Origin of the sequence: Longicatena caecimuris, assembly GCF_018406465.1 — a bacterium.
Lineage (GTDB): Bacteria > Bacillota_I > Bacilli_A > Erysipelotrichales > Erysipelotrichaceae > Longicatena > Longicatena caecimuris.
Genome location: NZ_AP024510.1, coordinates 467,305 through 483,651, shown reverse-complemented (window position 1 = coordinate 483,651; position 16,347 = coordinate 467,305). Strand labels below are relative to the sequence as shown.

Here is a 16,347-nt window from a genome sequence, read left to right as displayed (position 1 = left end):
CCCCGCCTATCTCCTTTATTCGCTCATATATTTATTCAAGTATTCTTCGACCTTCGCCATATATTCGGCATACAGCCTGTTGTCGTTCTGCAAACCGTGACCCGAATGAGGAAGCACGATATATTCGTGGGGAACTCCATTCTCGGTCAACGCTTTGTCAAGACGAACAGAGCCTTCATAAGGCTGAAATTTATCGTGCTGACCATATGCCATAACCGTTGGAACAGTATCTTCATTTACCCACAGGAGTGCTGAAGCATCCTTGACAAGTTCGTCATATTCTGCTGTGCCGAACATTTCAGCCGTAACCTCTTTGCCTGTCATCACGCTGAACATTTCCGCGGCGGCCTCCGCGTTTTGGTCAAAACCATAGCATTTCCAATCTTCGGGATAAAACGATGTAGGACCTACCCCTTCAAACGCCATCATTACAGGTACAGGAGAAGAAGATGCGTCACGGTAAGCATAAATCAAAGCAAGGCATCCGCCCGCTGATCCGCCTGCCGTAGCCATACGGTCAATATTGTATCCGAGCTTTCTTGCTTCCTCTATCACAAACGGAATACTCTCTTTAATTTCGTTCGACTGTGAAAGAACACTTGCTTCAGGATGAGCGTCATCACGCAAGGTATAGTTAATTCCGGCTGCAACATAGCCTTTGGAGCAAAGCCACTGTAATATTTCCTTGTCATCCGTTTTATCGCCGCTTGTAAATCCGCCTGCGTGGAGATATACAACTAAACCGTAGCTTTCCTTGCTATCATCAACAGGGAGATACAAATCGAATTCATTTGCGGGTTTCTCTCCGTATGTAAGGTCTGTTCGGACTGTTCCAATCTCATCGCTCCATTGCACTGAATATTGTTGCATTTCGGGAGATTTATAGCTTATTTTAATTACTATGGATGTTACAAATGTGACGATAAAAACCACGATACACAGAAAAACAAACGCTCCTGTTTTCATACCTTTTTTTGTACCCTTTCTCATAGAAAATTACCTCCGAACATCGTTCCGCCGAGCAGTAGGTTCATAACGGCACGGACGGCAAGTCTTCCGAGTACAAAAGCAATGACCATGACAACCAGTATAATGATTGCTCGTTTCATCGTAAGTGACATTTTCTTTCCTCCTGATATTTTTGTTCGCTATTGACATGCGCTTTTGTTCGCATTATAATGATGATACATTTATTTCGTCGTTATTATTGTATCGTCAAATATTTAAGTAATCAAGAGGTGTATTGAAAATGAGACAAAATGCTAAAAAAGTATCACCGATGAGCAACGAGGGGCGGAATGCATATGTTATAAAACATTTGACGGACGCATTTCTTTCGCTGCTTGCAGAGAAGCCGTTAGAAGATATTTCTATCAGCGAATTGGTTGATACAGCGGGTGTTGGAAGGGCCTCTTTCTACCGCAATTACAAGCGAAAAGAAGATATTTTGAAAGCATATTTAGACACTCTTTTCCGTGAGTGGACAGACGAATGGAAAAAGAACGATGGTGTTCCGCTAAGCAAGCAAATCCACACAATGATTGTTCATTTTGAAAAGCACCATTCCTTTTACCAGCTTTTGAACGAAAGAGGACTTACCTATCTTCTGAAAGACGTGATTATCGGTATTTGTGGGCCGAAACCAGAATATGAAAAGACACAGGCTTACACTACGGCGTTTGTTGCCTATACGCTGTATGGTTGGATTGATGTATGGTTTCAGAGGGGAATGGTGGAATCTGCTGATGAAATTGCAGAATTATTTTCTGCACAGGGACTATTATAATATATGACCGAGATTATAAAACGGGAGACGGTATTTATAGACCGTCTCCCATTTGTATTATGCAAATATTAAATCAGCATTGACAATCTCCATAGCTCGGTTGCGAATGTTCGCCATTCGACCAATCCACAGCATTTGATTTTCTGCTTTGAGTGCTTCAGTCATGCCCTCTCTTTCGGCAAGTTGTTTCACCAACCGAGAAAACATTTCTTCCGCTTGCTTATCAATATCGGCAAGATAACTGTTCAGCTTACCGTTTGTCAGAAGCATTGTATAGGCCGCCTTTTTATGCTCTTTCAGATATCGTCTGTGCTGCTGTCCCCAAATGCCGATAGGTCTTTCTTCTTCGGTTGGTAAGGTAAGACAAGGAATATAGTAATCTCCCTGCAACTCATACCAAAGACCGTTTCTTTCATCATAAATATACTTGTCCATTAAAAAATCCTCCGTTATAATATATTCGCACATATATCACAGTTCTCCGATTGCCACACTCTGTTATATCTTGTTATCAGATTTTCTTGCCCTTGAATTTGCCCTTATAAGCAGTCAGGGAATGAGTAAACTTGTGTGAAATCATATAAAGGGATAAGGCGAACACATTGCGATAAATCCTTTGTTTTCAAGGCTTTTGGAGGATTTTATTGATAACCTATAACCTCTGTTAAGAAGTCATAATTTGTTGTAATTCAAATTCTAATTTACCAAGTATATTGTCTTATTATACGTATTGCTTTTTGCCTATCTTTAAAAATTAAATTTTGCATACTATCGTCATATATTTTCTCATATTTTACTAATGCCTCAAGAATAACATCTATAAGTTCTGGTTTATATTTTGCTATAATAACCACATCTTTAATACATTGTCTTGCTGTGATTGGTTTTTCATCTTCAATATGTTTAAGCCATTGATTAATAATATTATTAACTTTACTATCAGTATCCCATTTTGCATTATAAGCAATTAATCGTAATCCTCTTGTACGAATATATGAATTTGTATGATCATCCATCATATCAACAAACTTATCAAAGTATGGATATAAGTCATTACATTTTTCACTTATATTCAACAGTTCTTTCCATATTTTATATGCTTGTTTATTATCTGCGCAAACAAGCATTTCAACTTGTGTATCAAAATTCACTTCTATCATCTCCTTGACCTTACAAATTCTAATTTTCTTTCATTAAGTTTATTATGTCATCTTCTAAACTAGAATGCAAGATTTAAAAAAGGTGTTGATATTTGAACACCAGACTATCTAATTACACTTTCTACACAATCATTCTATCGCATGGATAAAATAATAACAGCGAATGATTGAAATTTTGCGCTAACTTTACGCCAAAAATTACGCCAGATTTTACGCCTAATTGTTGCTTATTTGCTGCTTATTTTCCACCAACTGAGCCACTTTTCGAAATTTTATAGTACTTCTTGTCACTTTTTATGAAAATCCACAAAATCACGGAACATGAAAAAAAGCCCTTAAATAAAGGCTTTTTCTCGTTTTTTTAATTTTCTTTTGCTCTCTTAAGAAACAATAACTATCTCTTAGAGAACTGTGGTGCACGACGTGCAGCCTTCAGACCGTACTGCGCGAGTTTTTGAGCTGTTTTTCCTTGATATTCCGGGCTTTTCCGGCTTTCTGCTTCTCGGTTATCCGGTATGCGGACCATAAAAAATCGCCTTTTTTCATTCAGCGATAGCCTGATGAAACGCACCATTTACTACCCCAAACAACTCCTCTGGTTTATTGTACTTCACTTTTGCATAGATGTCCATAGTTGTTTTGCTGTTTTCGTGTCCGGCAAGGTATTGTACTGTTTTTGGATCAACGCCCGCATAGAGAAGATTGGTGATGTAAGTGTGCCGCAGCTGATGAGGTGTCACATCAAAGTCCAGCGTATATTTGATTTGGGGTTGATTCTTCTGGGTCATACCCAGCGTTGGAGTAACCGTATATTTGATACTCTCCCCATTTACATACTTATAATAGTTCCGGGGCTTAGTGGAGCGGACAACGACATACTGCCACACTCTTTGGAACTGCGAGGCAGCCAGTGGCTCTCCTTTGCTGTCAGCGATCACATAATCTGATATGGAATTTTCTTTCGTTTCTCTCAGACAATCCACCAAACACTTCGGTATCGGAATATCCCTTTTTGCCGCCGGAGTCTTTAGCACCGTAGAAACCACGGGTCTGTTATGCTCTGTACGCCATGCCCGCCTCACCGATAGATAAGGTGTATCCTCGTCCAGAAATACACAATCCCATTGCAGTGCAAGAATTTCTTCCCGACGCAGACCGGAATACAAACCGAGCATAATAAACAAATATGGAGGAAGCCCCTTGACTGTATCCAAAAGCACGGCTACCTGCTGATCTGTCAATGCCTCCTTCTTTTTTGTCGGTTTTCCGCCTTTACCGGATATTCCCGTACAGGGATTGTGTTCAAGAATTTGGTTTCTCTCTGCCGCATAAAAAATGCACTTGAGCAGCATATTGACCTTATTGTATAAACCTTCCGATTTCTTTGACAATGGAACAAGAGCCAGCCGAATATCGTCAGCAGTCACTTCTTCCATATACATCTCTCCCAGAGGTTTGATGATATAGTTTGTCATATCCCTCGTATAACCTCTGAGTGTAGACGCAGACACCTTTGCCGACTGCATCAGCAGCCACTTCTCTCCATACTCAGCTACTGTCGGGTGCTGCCGGTGAAAGATAATTTCTTCCACCTGCTTCCGAGCCTCTAACTGCTTCTCATACAATTCTTCACAAGTAGCGGCATACAAACTCAACTCTTTGCCATCTGCATCCGTAATCCTGGTTCTGTAATACTGGATTCCTTTCAATGTAATGGTTCCATACTTCGGGATCTGTGTTTTCTTTTTTGCCATCTTTGATCGTCCTTTCTTGATAATGTGTAGTCTCCGTATCTACACTCTCTTTTTATCAGAAAGCCTCGATTTAATCAAAGATACGGCTGATGTAAAACAAAGAGCGAGACATCCTTGCCTCGCTCCTGCTTTACTTCCTATTTTATTATTACTGTGCTGCGTCCCAGCTTGCAAACGCGCAACTCATTGATCTGACCAGCTCATCTGGTCTGTTGTACTTAACCTTTGCATAAATGTCCATGGTAATCTTGCTGCTTTCATGGCCTGCCAGGTATTGAACCGTTTTGGGATCTACCGATGCATGAATGAGATTGGTAATGTAAGTATGCCGCAGCTGATGGGGTGTTACTTCAAAGTCCAGACTGTAAACCACTTTTCCGTTATGAGCAGCCTTTTCTCCCAAGACAGGTGTGACAGTATGCTTTACTCTTTTTCCATCTTCATACCGATAATAGCTCCGCTCCTTGACCGTCCTCGTAACAATATACTGCCAAAGTCGCTTAAACTGCGTGTAGGACAGCGGTTCGCCGTCCCGGTTTGAAACCACATACTCCGAAGTCGATGTTTCCTTTGCTGCTTTCAAACACTCAGCCAAGCAAACAGGAAGAGGGATATTTCTCTCCGCAGCCTTGGTTTTCAATTCGTCTGAGATTACCGGTCTGTTGTGTTCTGTGTGCCATGCCCGCCTTACCGTCAGATATGGAGTATCCGTATCCAGATATACTGAATCCCATTGCAGAGCAAGAATTTCTTCCCGGCGCAGCCCTGCATATAAACCAATCATGACAAAGACATAAGGCGGCAAATCTCGGATAGCATCCAAAAGGCGTGCTGCCTGTTCATCTGTCAAAGCCTGACGATCCTCTTGTGGAACACCGCCACCTTTTGTCGTGAGATAAATCGTCGGGTTATGGTCAATGATCCTGCTTTCCATTGCTGCGCGAAAGATAGATTTGTAAAGGATTACCACAGATTTATAAACCGATGCAGATTTCTTGGAAACCGGAACAAGAGCAAGCTGAATATCATCCAGGCTAACCTCACCCATCCGTTTATCTCCCAATTCCGCTATAATATGCCGCCTGACCTTTGAGGTGTAATCCGTCAAAGTAGTAGCTCGTACATGAACCGACTGCATCAGCAGCCACTTTTCACAATACTCTGCAACTGTGGGCGTTTTCCGATGAAAAGTGGCATTCTCAATCTGTTCCAACGCAAGCGTTTCTTTGTTGTATAGTTCTTCAGGTGTTTTTGCGTAGATAGCTACGAGCTTACCATTCGTGTCTTTGATTCTGGTCCTATAATATAGGACACCTCTTTTCATAACTGTGCCATATTGAGGAAGCATTATTTTCCTATTTGCCAATTCCTCCACCTCCTAAGAATATACTCCAGCGCTGTATCTATGTTTTATCAGACCATTATGATTTCGACAAGGATACGGACCGGCTCACACTCCAGCTCTGCGAGGTTTACGATAAGTTGCGTTCTTTTCCGTTGGCTTTGCCCTGTGGGTGCATTTTGCGATATACTCCTGAAGTCCCGCTGAGGTAAAGTACACACAGCCATTCTGCACATATTGCACATAAGAAATAAGGCCATTGTTACGGGCCGCGTCCAGCGTTGCAATGCTGATACCCAAAATTTCTGCTGCTTCTTTTCGCGTAATAAGTTTTTCCATAAAGCATATTTCCTCCAATCCGTCAAGTTTGTCATCGTGTTTGTTCAAAATCACATGAATACGCTGGCAGCCGAAACCACCAGCGCATGGTATCTGATTTTGAACAGAAAGCGGCAAACGCTTCCTATTTATATTTCTCAGCTTTCGTCACATTTGCCACGCCCCCTGACGATGGGAACACAACAGGTCTCCGCTGGCGCGGCTGTCATAACTCCGCAGCGTCGTTCGTAGCGTGCGCCGCAGGGTTCCCCCCAAGTCTTTGGCGGGCCGTGAGGAAGTATCTTTAAGCCCCCGCGCCCTCATCGCGCCGGATGTGCCACCATCCGGGTCACAGGGACGTTGATCGCTCCGAAACAGCTTGTCCATCACCTCCTGGCTGCTCCATCTTCGCGGCGTCCTGCACTCGCTCATGCGCGGGTTATGTACCTGTTCTGCCGTGTATTCAGTTGTCAAAGGTCAGCGAAAGAAAAGCTCCTTCTTGACAGCCATGACAAAAACAGGCGATTTGTCCTGTCTGTACTGCGATTTATTTGAAAAAAATATTTTGCCTTGTCCCTTCATAGAAGCTGCGGACAGCGCAAGCTCCTTACAAGCACAATAAAATAGGTACTATCGTACTCAAAAACGCCTTTTATGAGGTTCTTCCTGCAAGGAAATGGGCACGATAAAATATAATTAAGGAGACGATAGTGCCTATGGAACTGATAAAAGAGCTGGGACGAAGGATACAAAAAGCGCGTAAGGAAAAAGGATTGACGCAGCAGGAACTCGCAGATCTGAGCCACGTTTCTCTAAAGCACGTTCAAGGCTGCGAAAGAGGGGTGAAAAATCCTTCTTTTGAGGTTCTGCGCGCTTTTTGCAAAGTCTTGAATTTATCCTTAGATTCCCTGATGAATCTCGATCTGCCTGAAGATGAGCAAGCCGCCAACGATATGCGGCAGCTTTACCTTTCGTGCCCTCCGGCTGCCAGAAAAGTGCTGTTAAACTCGACCCGCGCGTTGACTGATGAGCTAAAAGAGATGGTGCAGACGGCTGGGGTTGACCCAGATGAACATTTAGAGAATAAGTAAGCCGGTGGAGGAATAAAAACCCCCACCGGCTCTCTTTTGCCGCTATGCGGCGATCAGGTTATTGGGCCGTATCCAGCAACCGCGCCAGCTTCTTCAGTCCGCGCCGGATGCTCTCCCACACGCGGCGGCGGTCAGCACCCTCGATCCGGGCGATCTCGGCCACCGTCATGCCCAGGTAAAACCGGGCGTAGATACGCCGGGCCTGGATGGCGGTCAGCTGCATCAGCGCGGCATACACTTCCTCCCGCAGCAGCTTCTGCTCCAGGACTTCCTCCGGGGGTGAGTAGCCGGTTGAGGGCATCGTTTTCAATGCCATCCTCCCGGTTCAGAGAGTAGTGAGCCTTGTGTCGGAACTTCCGGCGTTCATAGGCGGCATCGTCCTGCTCCTGGCCCCGGATCGCGGCCACGACTTCCTCGGCCACGTCTACAAAGACATCGGTTTTATACACATCGGGATACAGTTCCCGAAGATTGATCTTCTGCATTATGTACCTCCATTTCGATTCACGGGTTGACGGGTGAACCAAAATGAAGGCGGTGAGCGACATCTTTCGGGGAAATTCCCGAAAAAACGACAAACAAAAGCGCCAGCATCCGAAGAACGGCGGCTGGCGCTGCTAAAAGAGGACTTATGACGCTTATGGACCAGCCACGATAGTGCCTGTTCATAAGCAGACGGGGACCGATTGACGGTCAGGCTTTTTTTGACAGGTAAATTCCTGCCGAATTATGTCGAAGCGGTCTTTGCTTCACGGCGGCTCCCTCCTAAAGCCGCCGTGTCAGCGTGTAGTCGTCACTCCTTTGTCGAGGGCATAAGGAACGGCGGCCTTGATGTTACTCAAAACCGCCGCAGTACCCGGAAAATCCATTTTGGGCGCACAAAGCTGCCTGCCCTGCAACGGTTTTTTTCTTTCCCCGTCTTGCGGGGCAGGATCGCTTGGCTTATTCGGTTTTAGTTTTGCTCTTGTTCGGCTGCCTCTTTCAGCCGGTCAAAACTCTCATCGCTGATGATGTGTTCAATACGACAGGCATCGGCCTCCGCAGTTTTGGGGGCAACGCCTGCGGTGATAAGCTGCTCGGTAAAGAAGCAGTGACGCTCGTAGATTTTTTCGGCTACCTCGCGGCCCACATCGGTCAGATGGAGAAAGTGATCTTCGTCCATCATAAGAAAGCCGCCGTCCCGCAAGGTAGCCACTGCATGGCACACGCTGGGCTTCGTGACCTCCATGTGCCGGGCCACATCTACGGAGCGCACTATACTGAGCTTCTTTTGGAGAACAAGGATGGTTTCCAGGTAGTCCTCCCCGGACGCATGAAGTTTCATCTGAACCTCCTTTACTGAGCCAACTTCCAGCCGATGGCCTCCTGTCTGGCCGATACAAAGTCGGCATACAGGCCCTTCTGCTGGATCAGCTCCGCATGAGTGCCGCGCTGGACGATATGAGCGTTGTCCAGTACAAGGATCTGATCGGCGTTGCGGACGGTTTTCAGCCGGTGGGCAATCATGATGATAGTCTTGTCATGGGTCAGCGCCTCAATAGCCCGCTGCAATTCATCCTCATTTTCCGGGTCAACACTGCTTGTCGCCTCGTCCAAAATGATGATGGGTGCGTCCTTCAGCATGGCGCGGGCGATGGAAATCCGCTGTTTCTCGCCGCCAGACAGAGTGCCGCCGCCCTCGCCAATCACAGTGTCATAGCCATCCGGCAGGGCAGAAATAAAGTCATGGCAGCAAGCCTTCTTCGCCGCCTCAACTACCTGCTCATGGGTGGCGTCCGGGCAGCCAAACTTGATATTGTTCTCAATCGTATCTGCAAAGAGGTATACGCTCTGGAACACCATCGAGATATTCTTCATCAGGCTGTCCAGCTTAAAATCCCGTACATCCGTACCGCCTATGGTAATCTTCCCGGCATTCACATCCCAAAAACGGGCAATCAGGTTGCACATCGTTGTCTTTCCTGCCCCGGAAGGGCCGACAATGGCCGTAGTCGTTTTTTCGGGAATGGTAAAGCTGACCTGATCTAATATCTTGCGGTCTGCGTAGGAAAAATCCACCTTGTTAAACACGATCTCGCTGGACTTCGGCGTAATATCAGCGCCTTTCTCGTCCATTACCGGCGTGTCATCAATGGAGTTTGCCGTATCCATCGAGGCCGCCAGCATTTGCAGCAGAGAGGCCATATTCCCGGCGTTCTCCAAATCGTTGAACACCATGAAAGAAGCAATCACCAAAATCAGACCGTAGGCCAGCGGCAGGGAGCCGTCCAGCCAGAACCAGACCGAGGCCAAAAGCAACAGGACGCTGAACACTCGGACAACAGCCTGTTTGATAGCGTCATAGGGAACGCTGGCCTTTGTCAATTTCAGGTTATCTCGGCAGCTCGCCTTAATTGCACTGCCGATAGACTGCGTGCTGTCCCGTTCCAGTCCAAATGCTTTGACAATCCCCATCCCCTGAATGTACTCCAACACAGACTCCACAAGGGACTCCTGTGTGTGCTGGCGTACCCCGCTGAGCGCGGCAGATTTGCGAAGCGCCAGTTCCGCCGCCGCAAGGTAAATCAGGACACCAGCAACGGCCACAAGACCGATCCGCCAGTCAAATACCAACAGGACGATGACAAGGGCAACCGAGTTGAAAAAACCGCCCAGCACTGACACCAGGACACGGGCTGCTGAGTTCTCTACATCGCCCAAAGTTGTTGTGACAATGGCGGTAATGTTCCCGATACTATTCTTGTTGAAGTAGCCCATCGGGATGTAGCGCAGCCGATCTCCGATGTGGATACGCTTTTCCGCCACCATGCAATAGCCGGTTTCCGTTTGCTCCATCGTGGAGAAATAGGTCGTAATAATACGCCCAATGAGGGAAACGGCCATAATCCCCAGCGAAAGCCAGATAAACTTTCCGTCCCGGTTGTCAGATACCAGCGCGCCGATCACTACAAAGAGGGCGGCAAACTGCATGGCTGAAAACAGCCCGGACAGGAATGAGAATAACAGGGATTTTTTTAGAAGCCCCTTTTTGCTGCCTGCAAAAGCAAAGATTTTTTTCAATGTTCCATACATCCGACAACACCCCCTTACATCTGGTCTTTCGCGCCGATGTGCGCCTGCCACATATCCCGGTAGAGGGGGCAGGTTTCCAGCAGCTTCTCATGCGTACCCTGTGCGTGGATGTTTCCATCCTTCACCACAACGATGTTATCTGCGCCAACAATGGTAGACAGCCGGTGTGCGATCACAATCAGGGTCTTGCCGACAGTCAAAGTGGAAATGGCTTTCTGCACCAGCGCCTCATTCTCTGGGTCGATATAGGCAGTTGCCTCGTCCAAAATGACAACCGGCGCATTTTTCAGCATGGCGCGGGCGATGGCAATCCGCTGGCGTTCACCGCCGGAAAGATGGGAACCGGCGCTGCCGACAACCGTATCATAGCCATTATCCAGCTTGCGGATAAAAGCGTCGCAGCCGCTTTGTTTGGCTGCCTGCTCCACCTCTGCGTCCGTGGCACTGGGTCTTCCCATGCGGATATTCTCCCGGATACTGCGGTTAAACAGGTAGTTGTCCTGAGATACATAGGAAATCTGGTCTGCAATTTCAGACAGCGGCATATCCTTCAGCTCATGGCCGCCGAGGGTAATGCTGCCGGATGTAACATCCCAATACCCGGCAATCAGCTTCGCCACCGTAGACTTGCCGGAGCCGGACGGCCCTACAAGGGCGGTCATTGTTCCGGGGTGGATGGCGAGATTCACATCATGCAAAACCTCTGTTGTCCCGTCATAGGAAAACGACACAGACCTGAGAGAAATGCCGGTATTTTCCAGCTTGATCGGCGTTTCTTTATGGTTCAGTTCTTCGGCGTTCAGAAGCTGGTTGATTTCTTCCACATTTGTCCCCAGTACAGCCAAATCGTCCGTAAAGGTAAAGGCCGCAATAATCGGCCCGATCAGCCCCAGCGAGAAAATCACAATGGACAGGAAGGTGGAAAGCTCCAGACTGCCGGAGAGCCAGAACGCGAAGCCGCAGGGCAGCACGCAAATCAGCACTGAGGGCAGGATGGCGTTGTAGGCGCTCATGGTTTTCTGGTTTTCACGCATCCAGTCCACATAATAGTTGGCGTTATAATTCACCGCGTCAGAATATTTTTTGTAGGAACCGGCGGACTGGCTGAACGCTTTTACCACCTCAATCCCGCCGATGTATTCTACAATGGCGTTTGCCATCTGCTTTCCCGCTTTAACCGCGCCCTCCCATTTGACGGGATAATTCTTCATACCGGCGAACATGACAGCAAGGCCCACCACCAGCGTAACAAGGGACAGGAGCGCCATGCGCCAGTCCATAACGAACAGATATACGACAATCACCAAAGGCACCAGCACATTTGCGGTCATTTCCGGGAGCAGGTGTGCGAAGGTCGATTCCATGCCTTCAACCCGGTCAACAATCGTCGTTTTGTACTGGCCGGACGGAGTATCTAAAATCGTCCCCATCGGGACGCGGGCCAGCTTTGCAGTGATATTCTCTCGCAGATCGCACAGCGTGTAATAGGTCGCCGTGTGGGAAATCGTTGTAGAAAGACTGGAAAACAGCACTTTCCCAAAGTAGCCGCACAATGCAATAATACCAGCGGTCACATAGCGGGAAAAATTCTGTTCCCCAGACAACATCATTGTGACAATATTCGCCACGCAGAAATAGGGCACCATCTGGCAGGCCACGCCTAATACCGCAAGGATAACACTGCCGATGAATTTTCCATGATAGGGCTTGCCCCATCCCCATAAGACGCCTATGGGCGACTCTTTCTTTTCCTCCTTCATTCTGTGGACACCTCCTTCTTCATATCACTCAGAAAAAACTTTAGCAGGCGTTTTCGGCCATCGCTGTCCTCTATGGAATAACTTTCCTGAATTTGCCCGTTTTCTAAGTGAAGGACATAATTGCAGCAGCGTAGAATAAATTCCGGGTCATGCGTTACCACAAGCGCAGTTCTTCCAGTATTCGCCACCTGATTAACAACATTGGCAACCTGCCTCATGTGAAACAGGTCAAGACCGCTGGTCGGTTCATCGAATAAAATCAGAGGGCGCTCCGAAGCAATCGCAGAGGCAACCGCCACGCGCTGCTTTTGGCCGCCGGACAGTCCCATCGGGTGGCAGTCCTCATAAGGCAGCAGGTCCATCTCCTGCAAGATTTCTCTTGCCCTCTGCTTATCCTCAGTTCTCATACTGAGCAGAATTTCATCCAGAACACTTTCGGTAAAGAGTTGGTGGTTCACATCCTGCATGACCATATAGCAGAGTTTCAATCGTTCTTTTCTGGAATAAGTCTTGCTCTGATCCTGCACTGTTCCCTTGAAGTGCTTTTCCAATCCGCATAGACACCGGGCAAATGTGGATTTTCCAGCACCATTATGTCCGATGATGGCCGTGGCGCTGCCGGATGGGAAAGAGGTTTCCGTTATATGCAAGGTTTCCGGCTCATGCTTATAGGCGAAAGATACATTTTTTATCGTCCAAACCGCCTCATTCGTTCTCTGCGGCGGGCCTTCAACTTCTGAAAGCCCCGCAAGGTCAAGAGGACGCAATCCCATATCGTCGCGCTGTTTTGCCGACAGGCCGCAAAATTCCTCTGCTGTATAATCACCGTCAATTTCTCCATCTTTCAGGTACAGGACACGGTCAAAGAGGCCGGACAGATAATACAGCCGGTGTTCAGAGATGATGATGGTCTTTCCCTGCGATTTCAAAGTAAAGAGAAGCTGCCGGAAATCAGCGATAGCGTATGCGTCAAGGTTGGATGATGGCTCATCAAGCACATAAATATCCGGGTCAATCGCCGCTGCCGATCCGCAGGCGATTTTTTGCTTTTCACCGCCGGACAAAGAAAAAATACTTCTATCAAGCAGCGGCTCCAACTTTAGCTGTGCAGCTACACGCTTTACACGGTCACGCACAAGATCTTCCGCTATGCCGTGATTCTCTGGGCCGAAAGCCAGTTCGCTGGTCGTGTCCACATTGAAAAACTGAGAACGCGGATTTTGAAATACAGAACCGACTTTCAGAGAAATATCAAACAGTGACAGGTCACGGGTATCCTTTCCATCCAGATAGACGGAGCCGGTATAAGTCCCCTCATGATAATGGGGGATCAAGCCGTTAAACAACCGGGTCATGGTTGTTTTCCCACAGCCGGAAGTCCCGCAGAGCAGGACAAAAGAACCGTCCTCAATAGTGCAGGAAATATGTTTCAAAGCGCCACCGGCCTGCCTCTCACTGTCGGGAAGGGTACTGGCAGGATAAGAAAAGGACACATCTTGACATTCAATCATTTCCTTCACCCCCTTGCGGCAAGCACATAGATTTGCGCTGCAAATGCTCCCAGACAGATCAGCAGGAAAATAACATCCTGCACATGAAAACCCAGCTTACAGATATTCGTCCGTTTTACCGGGCCTCCCAATCCCCGCGTAAGGGCTGCCTGGGACAGTTCCTCCCCGATTTTGACGGAGCAGATCATCATGGGAACAATCCGATACTCTAAAATCGTACCAGCTTTACCACCGCCAAAGCGGACGCCACGCATCCGCATGGCGTCCCCAATGGCGCTCCATTCTTCCGCAACCGTGGGAAAGAAGCGAAACATCACAGACATAGGAATGGTGATCTGCTGCGGCAGGTGGAGCCGTTCCATCGCCGCAACAAATTCGCTGACCGTGGTTGTAGTTACCACGAAATATCCCATGACCACGCTGGGGGTGAACCGCAGAAGAATACCAACGACGGCTACCGCGATGTAGTTTGCTACGCCGGTCAGTCGGGACAGGCCGAACATTTCCAGACACAGGCTGCCTCCGAAAATCAGGATATAGAGAACAGCATCTTTCCATTTTCTGGCTGCTGACAAAAGTAACAGAGGGATCGCCGCCAATACGATGATGTAATACTGCATGATACCTTCATACGAACCGCCTAAAACAAAGACAGCTATGGTAATCAGTACCGCCAGTTTTGTCCGGGGGTCTAATAAAATTCCGCTATTGTTTTTTTGACTTGCAAGAAGTTCGCGGCTCATTACACAATTCCCGCCCGCTCAAAGTGCTTTTTGAAAATCTTCCGTCCGATCAGGCCGCCAACAAGACCACTGACGAAAGCAGCAATAAGCAGTACAGGCAAAATCCAGTCGGGCATATAAGCCATGAGCGTGTCGGCATATTCCTGACCGTAGCCGGGGAGCAGGCTCTGGTAGTAAGCGTCACGCGTCACAACGATGGGAATAAACGCCCCGATTACCCACATGGAAAAAACGCCGTGGATCAGCACTTCACGCTTGGCGTTCTTGTAGTCACAGGCTTTCATCATAAAATCGGAAATCAGCCCGAAAATCAGCCCGGTAGGGATGCACCACCAGCCCATGCCGGTCAGCAACATAATGATACCGAGCAGCACCCCGCAGATGGTAAGCATACCGAATTTTTTGATTTTGGAGAAGAACAACATCATCGGAATACCGCCCACAAGCGGCACGATCACGCTGATAAGCGGAATGAAAATCGGGATAAAACCGATGGACGCCGCAGCGAAAATGACGATAAAATAAATCGCCGTGAAAATACCGATGTTGATAAGATCCTTTCCTTGCAATTTGTTGTTCATTGCGAAACCTCCTAACATGATTGCTTTATCGGTTAGACCTTGCTAACCAACTCTAATGGTAGCACATATTCAATTATGCTTCTATGCACATATCAGTATTTTAGGCCCGTATAGCAAGGAGTTTTTTCGTTTTGCCAGCATATCCATTGACCGTGAATTTTCTCGCGGGTATAATAATATCAACGATTTTGCGTGATGAAAGGGGCGAAGCAGTTGCGTGATATGATATACAGCATTTTAGAAAACAGCGATACTGTTTCTGATGTGACTTTGAAAAACAGTCCAAATAGCAGCACATTGCTTTTGGATCGGGCAGATGGCAAGGGACGCATGACATTCCATACGCTCTTTCCGGGGCTGACTTTGGCTTTTATTTTTGTAAATGCTCCCGTATGGCCGGAGTCGGATGAAAATTCAAATCTAAAGCCTTTGCTGATTAACTATTGCGTTTCAGGCAGAAGTGAATTGCTTCTGGATGACGGCTCCTACATTTACCTGAAGGAGAATGATTTTTGTGTCAGTGAACAGACCGCACAGAAAGAATATATCTTTCCTACGAAGCAGTATCAGGGGATAAAAATATATTTTGACCTGTCACTTCTTTTACAGTCCTGCGGTGAACTTTTGAAATCTTTTTCACTTGACCTCCCTACGCTGGAAAAAAGTTATTGTGGCAACCATAAAACATATATCAACGAAGCGGACAGCGAGCTGGAAAATATATTTCAAAAACTCTGGCGGCTATCCGAAAGACCCTCTGCCTTCCATTTGCAAATCTATACTCTTGAACTTCTCCACCGGCTTCTTAACATGGAAATCCGGCCTCCGAAAACTTGCGGCTTCTACACGGAAACACAGGTTGAAATTGCAAAAAGGGCGGCACAAATCCTTTCTGATGACCTTCGCCAGCACATCCCTGTAAGACAGATTGCAGAACGATTTTCGGTCAGTGAAACCAGCCTGAAAAATTATTTTAGAGGCGCATATGGACAGAATATATCCACCTGGCTGCGGGAAATCCGTATGAACGAAGCCGCAAGGCTTCTTTCGGACACAAAGCGTCCGATTGCCGAAATATCCGAACAGGTCGGCTACTCTAATCAAGGAAAATTTGCAGCCGTGTTCAAAAAGCAGTTTGGTCTTTCTCCGCTGGAATACCGGCGGTCAAAGAATTTGGGAAATATATAAGAGTAAAGCCGGGATTTGCCACTTGATAGCAAAGTCCCGGC

At 47.2% G+C, this 16,347-nt stretch carries 17 protein-coding genes; 3 read left to right on the top strand and 14 right to left on the bottom strand.

Features of this window, described 5'->3' with window-relative positions; translation table 11 throughout:
- Positions 1-15 precede the first annotated feature (15 nt).
- Entirely contained in the window at positions 16-990 is a 975-nt protein-coding gene (locus tag KJS44_RS02320) for an alpha/beta hydrolase (protein WP_008690042.1), read from the bottom strand.
- Positions 987-1,121 (bottom strand): hypothetical protein, encoded by a 135-nt coding sequence (locus KJS44_RS14635; protein WP_008690044.1) that lies wholly within the window; start codon positions 1,119-1,121, stop codon positions 987-989. Before KJS44_RS14635 ends, KJS44_RS02320 begins: the two co-directional genes overlap by 4 nt.
- Positions 1,122-1,249: 128 nt before the next feature.
- Here KJS44_RS14635 and KJS44_RS02315 point away from each other — a divergent pair, with 128 nt between their 5' ends.
- Entirely contained in the window at positions 1,250-1,786 is a 537-nt protein-coding gene (locus tag KJS44_RS02315; RefSeq protein WP_008690045.1) for a TetR/AcrR family transcriptional regulator, read from the top strand.
- A 57-nt stretch (positions 1,787-1,843) separates the two neighbouring features.
- Here the strand turns inward: KJS44_RS02315 and KJS44_RS02310 are convergent, their stop codons facing one another.
- From KJS44_RS02310 to KJS44_RS02290, 5 genes are all read right to left on the bottom strand, one after another.
- Positions 1,844-2,221: a TnpV protein gene (locus tag KJS44_RS02310; RefSeq protein ID WP_008690046.1), complete on the bottom strand. Its 378-nt coding sequence runs from the start codon at positions 2,219-2,221 to the stop codon at positions 1,844-1,846.
- 266 nt (positions 2,222-2,487) lie between these two features.
- Complete coding sequence (locus tag KJS44_RS02305; protein ID WP_226897133.1) at positions 2,488-2,946, bottom strand: hypothetical protein; 459 nt, start codon at positions 2,944-2,946, stop codon at positions 2,488-2,490.
- A 542-nt stretch (positions 2,947-3,488) separates the two neighbouring features.
- Complete coding sequence (locus KJS44_RS02300) at positions 3,489-4,700, bottom strand: tyrosine-type recombinase/integrase (RefSeq protein ID WP_110104173.1); 1,212 nt, start codon at positions 4,698-4,700, stop codon at positions 3,489-3,491.
- 148 nt (positions 4,701-4,848) lie between these two features.
- On the bottom strand, positions 4,849-6,066 hold the full coding sequence (locus KJS44_RS02295; RefSeq protein WP_055224659.1) for a tyrosine-type recombinase/integrase: 1,218 nt from the start codon (positions 6,064-6,066) through the stop codon (positions 4,849-4,851).
- An 84-nt stretch (positions 6,067-6,150) separates the two neighbouring features.
- Entirely contained in the window at positions 6,151-6,381 is a 231-nt protein-coding gene (locus KJS44_RS02290; protein ID WP_040015730.1) for a helix-turn-helix domain-containing protein, read from the bottom strand.
- 695 nt (positions 6,382-7,076) lie between these two features.
- Between KJS44_RS02290 and KJS44_RS02285 the strand changes: the two genes are divergently transcribed.
- On the top strand, positions 7,077-7,451 hold the full coding sequence (locus tag KJS44_RS02285) for a helix-turn-helix domain-containing protein (protein ID WP_004797313.1): 375 nt from the start codon (positions 7,077-7,079) through the stop codon (positions 7,449-7,451).
- 58 nt (positions 7,452-7,509) lie between these two features.
- Here KJS44_RS02285 and KJS44_RS14815 read toward each other — a convergent pair whose 3' ends face one another.
- The 7 genes from KJS44_RS14815 to KJS44_RS02250 form a co-directional block, all read right to left on the bottom strand.
- Entirely contained in the window at positions 7,510-7,767 is a 258-nt protein-coding gene (locus tag KJS44_RS14815) for an RNA polymerase sigma factor (protein ID WP_244976553.1), read from the bottom strand.
- A 636-nt stretch (positions 7,768-8,403) separates the two neighbouring features.
- Positions 8,404-8,775 carry a metal-dependent transcriptional regulator gene (locus KJS44_RS02275; RefSeq protein ID WP_213540191.1) on the bottom strand — a complete coding sequence of 124 codons (372 nt, stop codon included), beginning with the start codon at positions 8,773-8,775 and terminating at the stop codon, positions 8,404-8,406.
- Between the two features lie 11 nt (positions 8,776-8,786).
- Positions 8,787-10,523, bottom strand: coding sequence for an ABC transporter ATP-binding protein (locus tag KJS44_RS02270; RefSeq protein WP_213540190.1), 1,737 nt, complete (start codon positions 10,521-10,523; stop codon positions 8,787-8,789).
- Positions 10,524-10,537: 14 nt separating this feature from the next.
- Positions 10,538-12,283 (bottom strand): ABC transporter ATP-binding protein, encoded by a 1,746-nt coding sequence (locus KJS44_RS02265; RefSeq protein ID WP_213540189.1) that lies wholly within the window; start codon positions 12,281-12,283, stop codon positions 10,538-10,540.
- The gene (locus KJS44_RS02260) at positions 12,280-13,794 is read right to left on the bottom strand and encodes an ABC transporter ATP-binding protein (protein ID WP_213540188.1); all 1,515 of its coding nucleotides are present in this window, start codon (positions 13,792-13,794) and stop codon (positions 12,280-12,282) included. The genes KJS44_RS02265 and KJS44_RS02260 overlap by 4 nt, the downstream gene beginning before the upstream one ends.
- Before the next feature lie 5 nt (positions 13,795-13,799).
- Positions 13,800-14,537, bottom strand: coding sequence for an energy-coupling factor transporter transmembrane component T (locus KJS44_RS02255; RefSeq protein WP_213540187.1), 738 nt, complete (start codon positions 14,535-14,537; stop codon positions 13,800-13,802).
- Positions 14,537-15,118, bottom strand: coding sequence for an MptD family putative ECF transporter S component (locus KJS44_RS02250; protein WP_148430715.1), 582 nt, complete (start codon positions 15,116-15,118; stop codon positions 14,537-14,539). The genes KJS44_RS02255 and KJS44_RS02250 overlap by 1 nt, the downstream gene beginning before the upstream one ends.
- Before the next feature lie 195 nt (positions 15,119-15,313).
- Between KJS44_RS02250 and KJS44_RS02245 the strand changes: the two genes are divergently transcribed.
- The gene (locus tag KJS44_RS02245) at positions 15,314-16,306 is read left to right on the top strand and encodes a helix-turn-helix domain-containing protein (RefSeq protein WP_244976552.1); all 993 of its coding nucleotides are present in this window, start codon (positions 15,314-15,316) and stop codon (positions 16,304-16,306) included.
- Positions 16,307-16,347 lie beyond the last annotated feature (41 nt).

Coding starts and splice junctions, on each gene's coding strand:
- KJS44_RS02310 (WP_008690046.1), bottom strand. CDS start 2,221: ATGGACAAGTATATTTATGATGAAAGAAACGGTCTTTGGTATGAGTTG.
- KJS44_RS02265 (WP_213540189.1), bottom strand. CDS start 12,283: ATGAAGGAGGAAAAGAAAGAGTCGCCCATAGGCGTCTTATGGGGATGG.
- KJS44_RS02315 (WP_008690045.1), top strand. CDS start 1,250: ATGAGACAAAATGCTAAAAAAGTATCACCGATGAGCAACGAGGGGCGG.
- KJS44_RS02320 (WP_008690042.1), bottom strand. CDS start 990: ATGAGAAAGGGTACAAAAAAAGGTATGAAAACAGGAGCGTTTGTTTTT.
- KJS44_RS02285 (WP_004797313.1), top strand. CDS start 7,077: ATGGAACTGATAAAAGAGCTGGGACGAAGGATACAAAAAGCGCGTAAG.
- KJS44_RS14815 (WP_244976553.1), bottom strand. CDS start 7,767: ATGGCATTGAAAACGATGCCCTCAACCGGCTACTCACCCCCGGAGGAA.
- KJS44_RS02275 (WP_213540191.1), bottom strand. CDS start 8,775: ATGAAACTTCATGCGTCCGGGGAGGACTACCTGGAAACCATCCTTGTT.
- KJS44_RS02255 (WP_213540187.1), bottom strand. CDS start 14,537: ATGAGCCGCGAACTTCTTGCAAGTCAAAAAAACAATAGCGGAATTTTA.
- KJS44_RS02305 (WP_226897133.1), bottom strand. CDS start 2,946: ATGATAGAAGTGAATTTTGATACACAAGTTGAAATGCTTGTTTGCGCA.
- KJS44_RS02290 (WP_040015730.1), bottom strand. CDS start 6,381: ATGGAAAAACTTATTACGCGAAAAGAAGCAGCAGAAATTTTGGGTATC.
- KJS44_RS02245 (WP_244976552.1), top strand. CDS start 15,314: ATGAAAGGGGCGAAGCAGTTGCGTGATATGATATACAGCATTTTAGAA.
- KJS44_RS02260 (WP_213540188.1), bottom strand. CDS start 13,794: ATGATTGAATGTCAAGATGTGTCCTTTTCTTATCCTGCCAGTACCCTT.
- KJS44_RS02250 (WP_148430715.1), bottom strand. CDS start 15,118: ATGAACAACAAATTGCAAGGAAAGGATCTTATCAACATCGGTATTTTC.
- KJS44_RS02270 (WP_213540190.1), bottom strand. CDS start 10,523: ATGTATGGAACATTGAAAAAAATCTTTGCTTTTGCAGGCAGCAAAAAG.
- KJS44_RS14635 (WP_008690044.1), bottom strand. CDS start 1,121: ATGTCACTTACGATGAAACGAGCAATCATTATACTGGTTGTCATGGTC.
- KJS44_RS02300 (WP_110104173.1), bottom strand. CDS start 4,700: ATGGCAAAAAAGAAAACACAGATCCCGAAGTATGGAACCATTACATTG.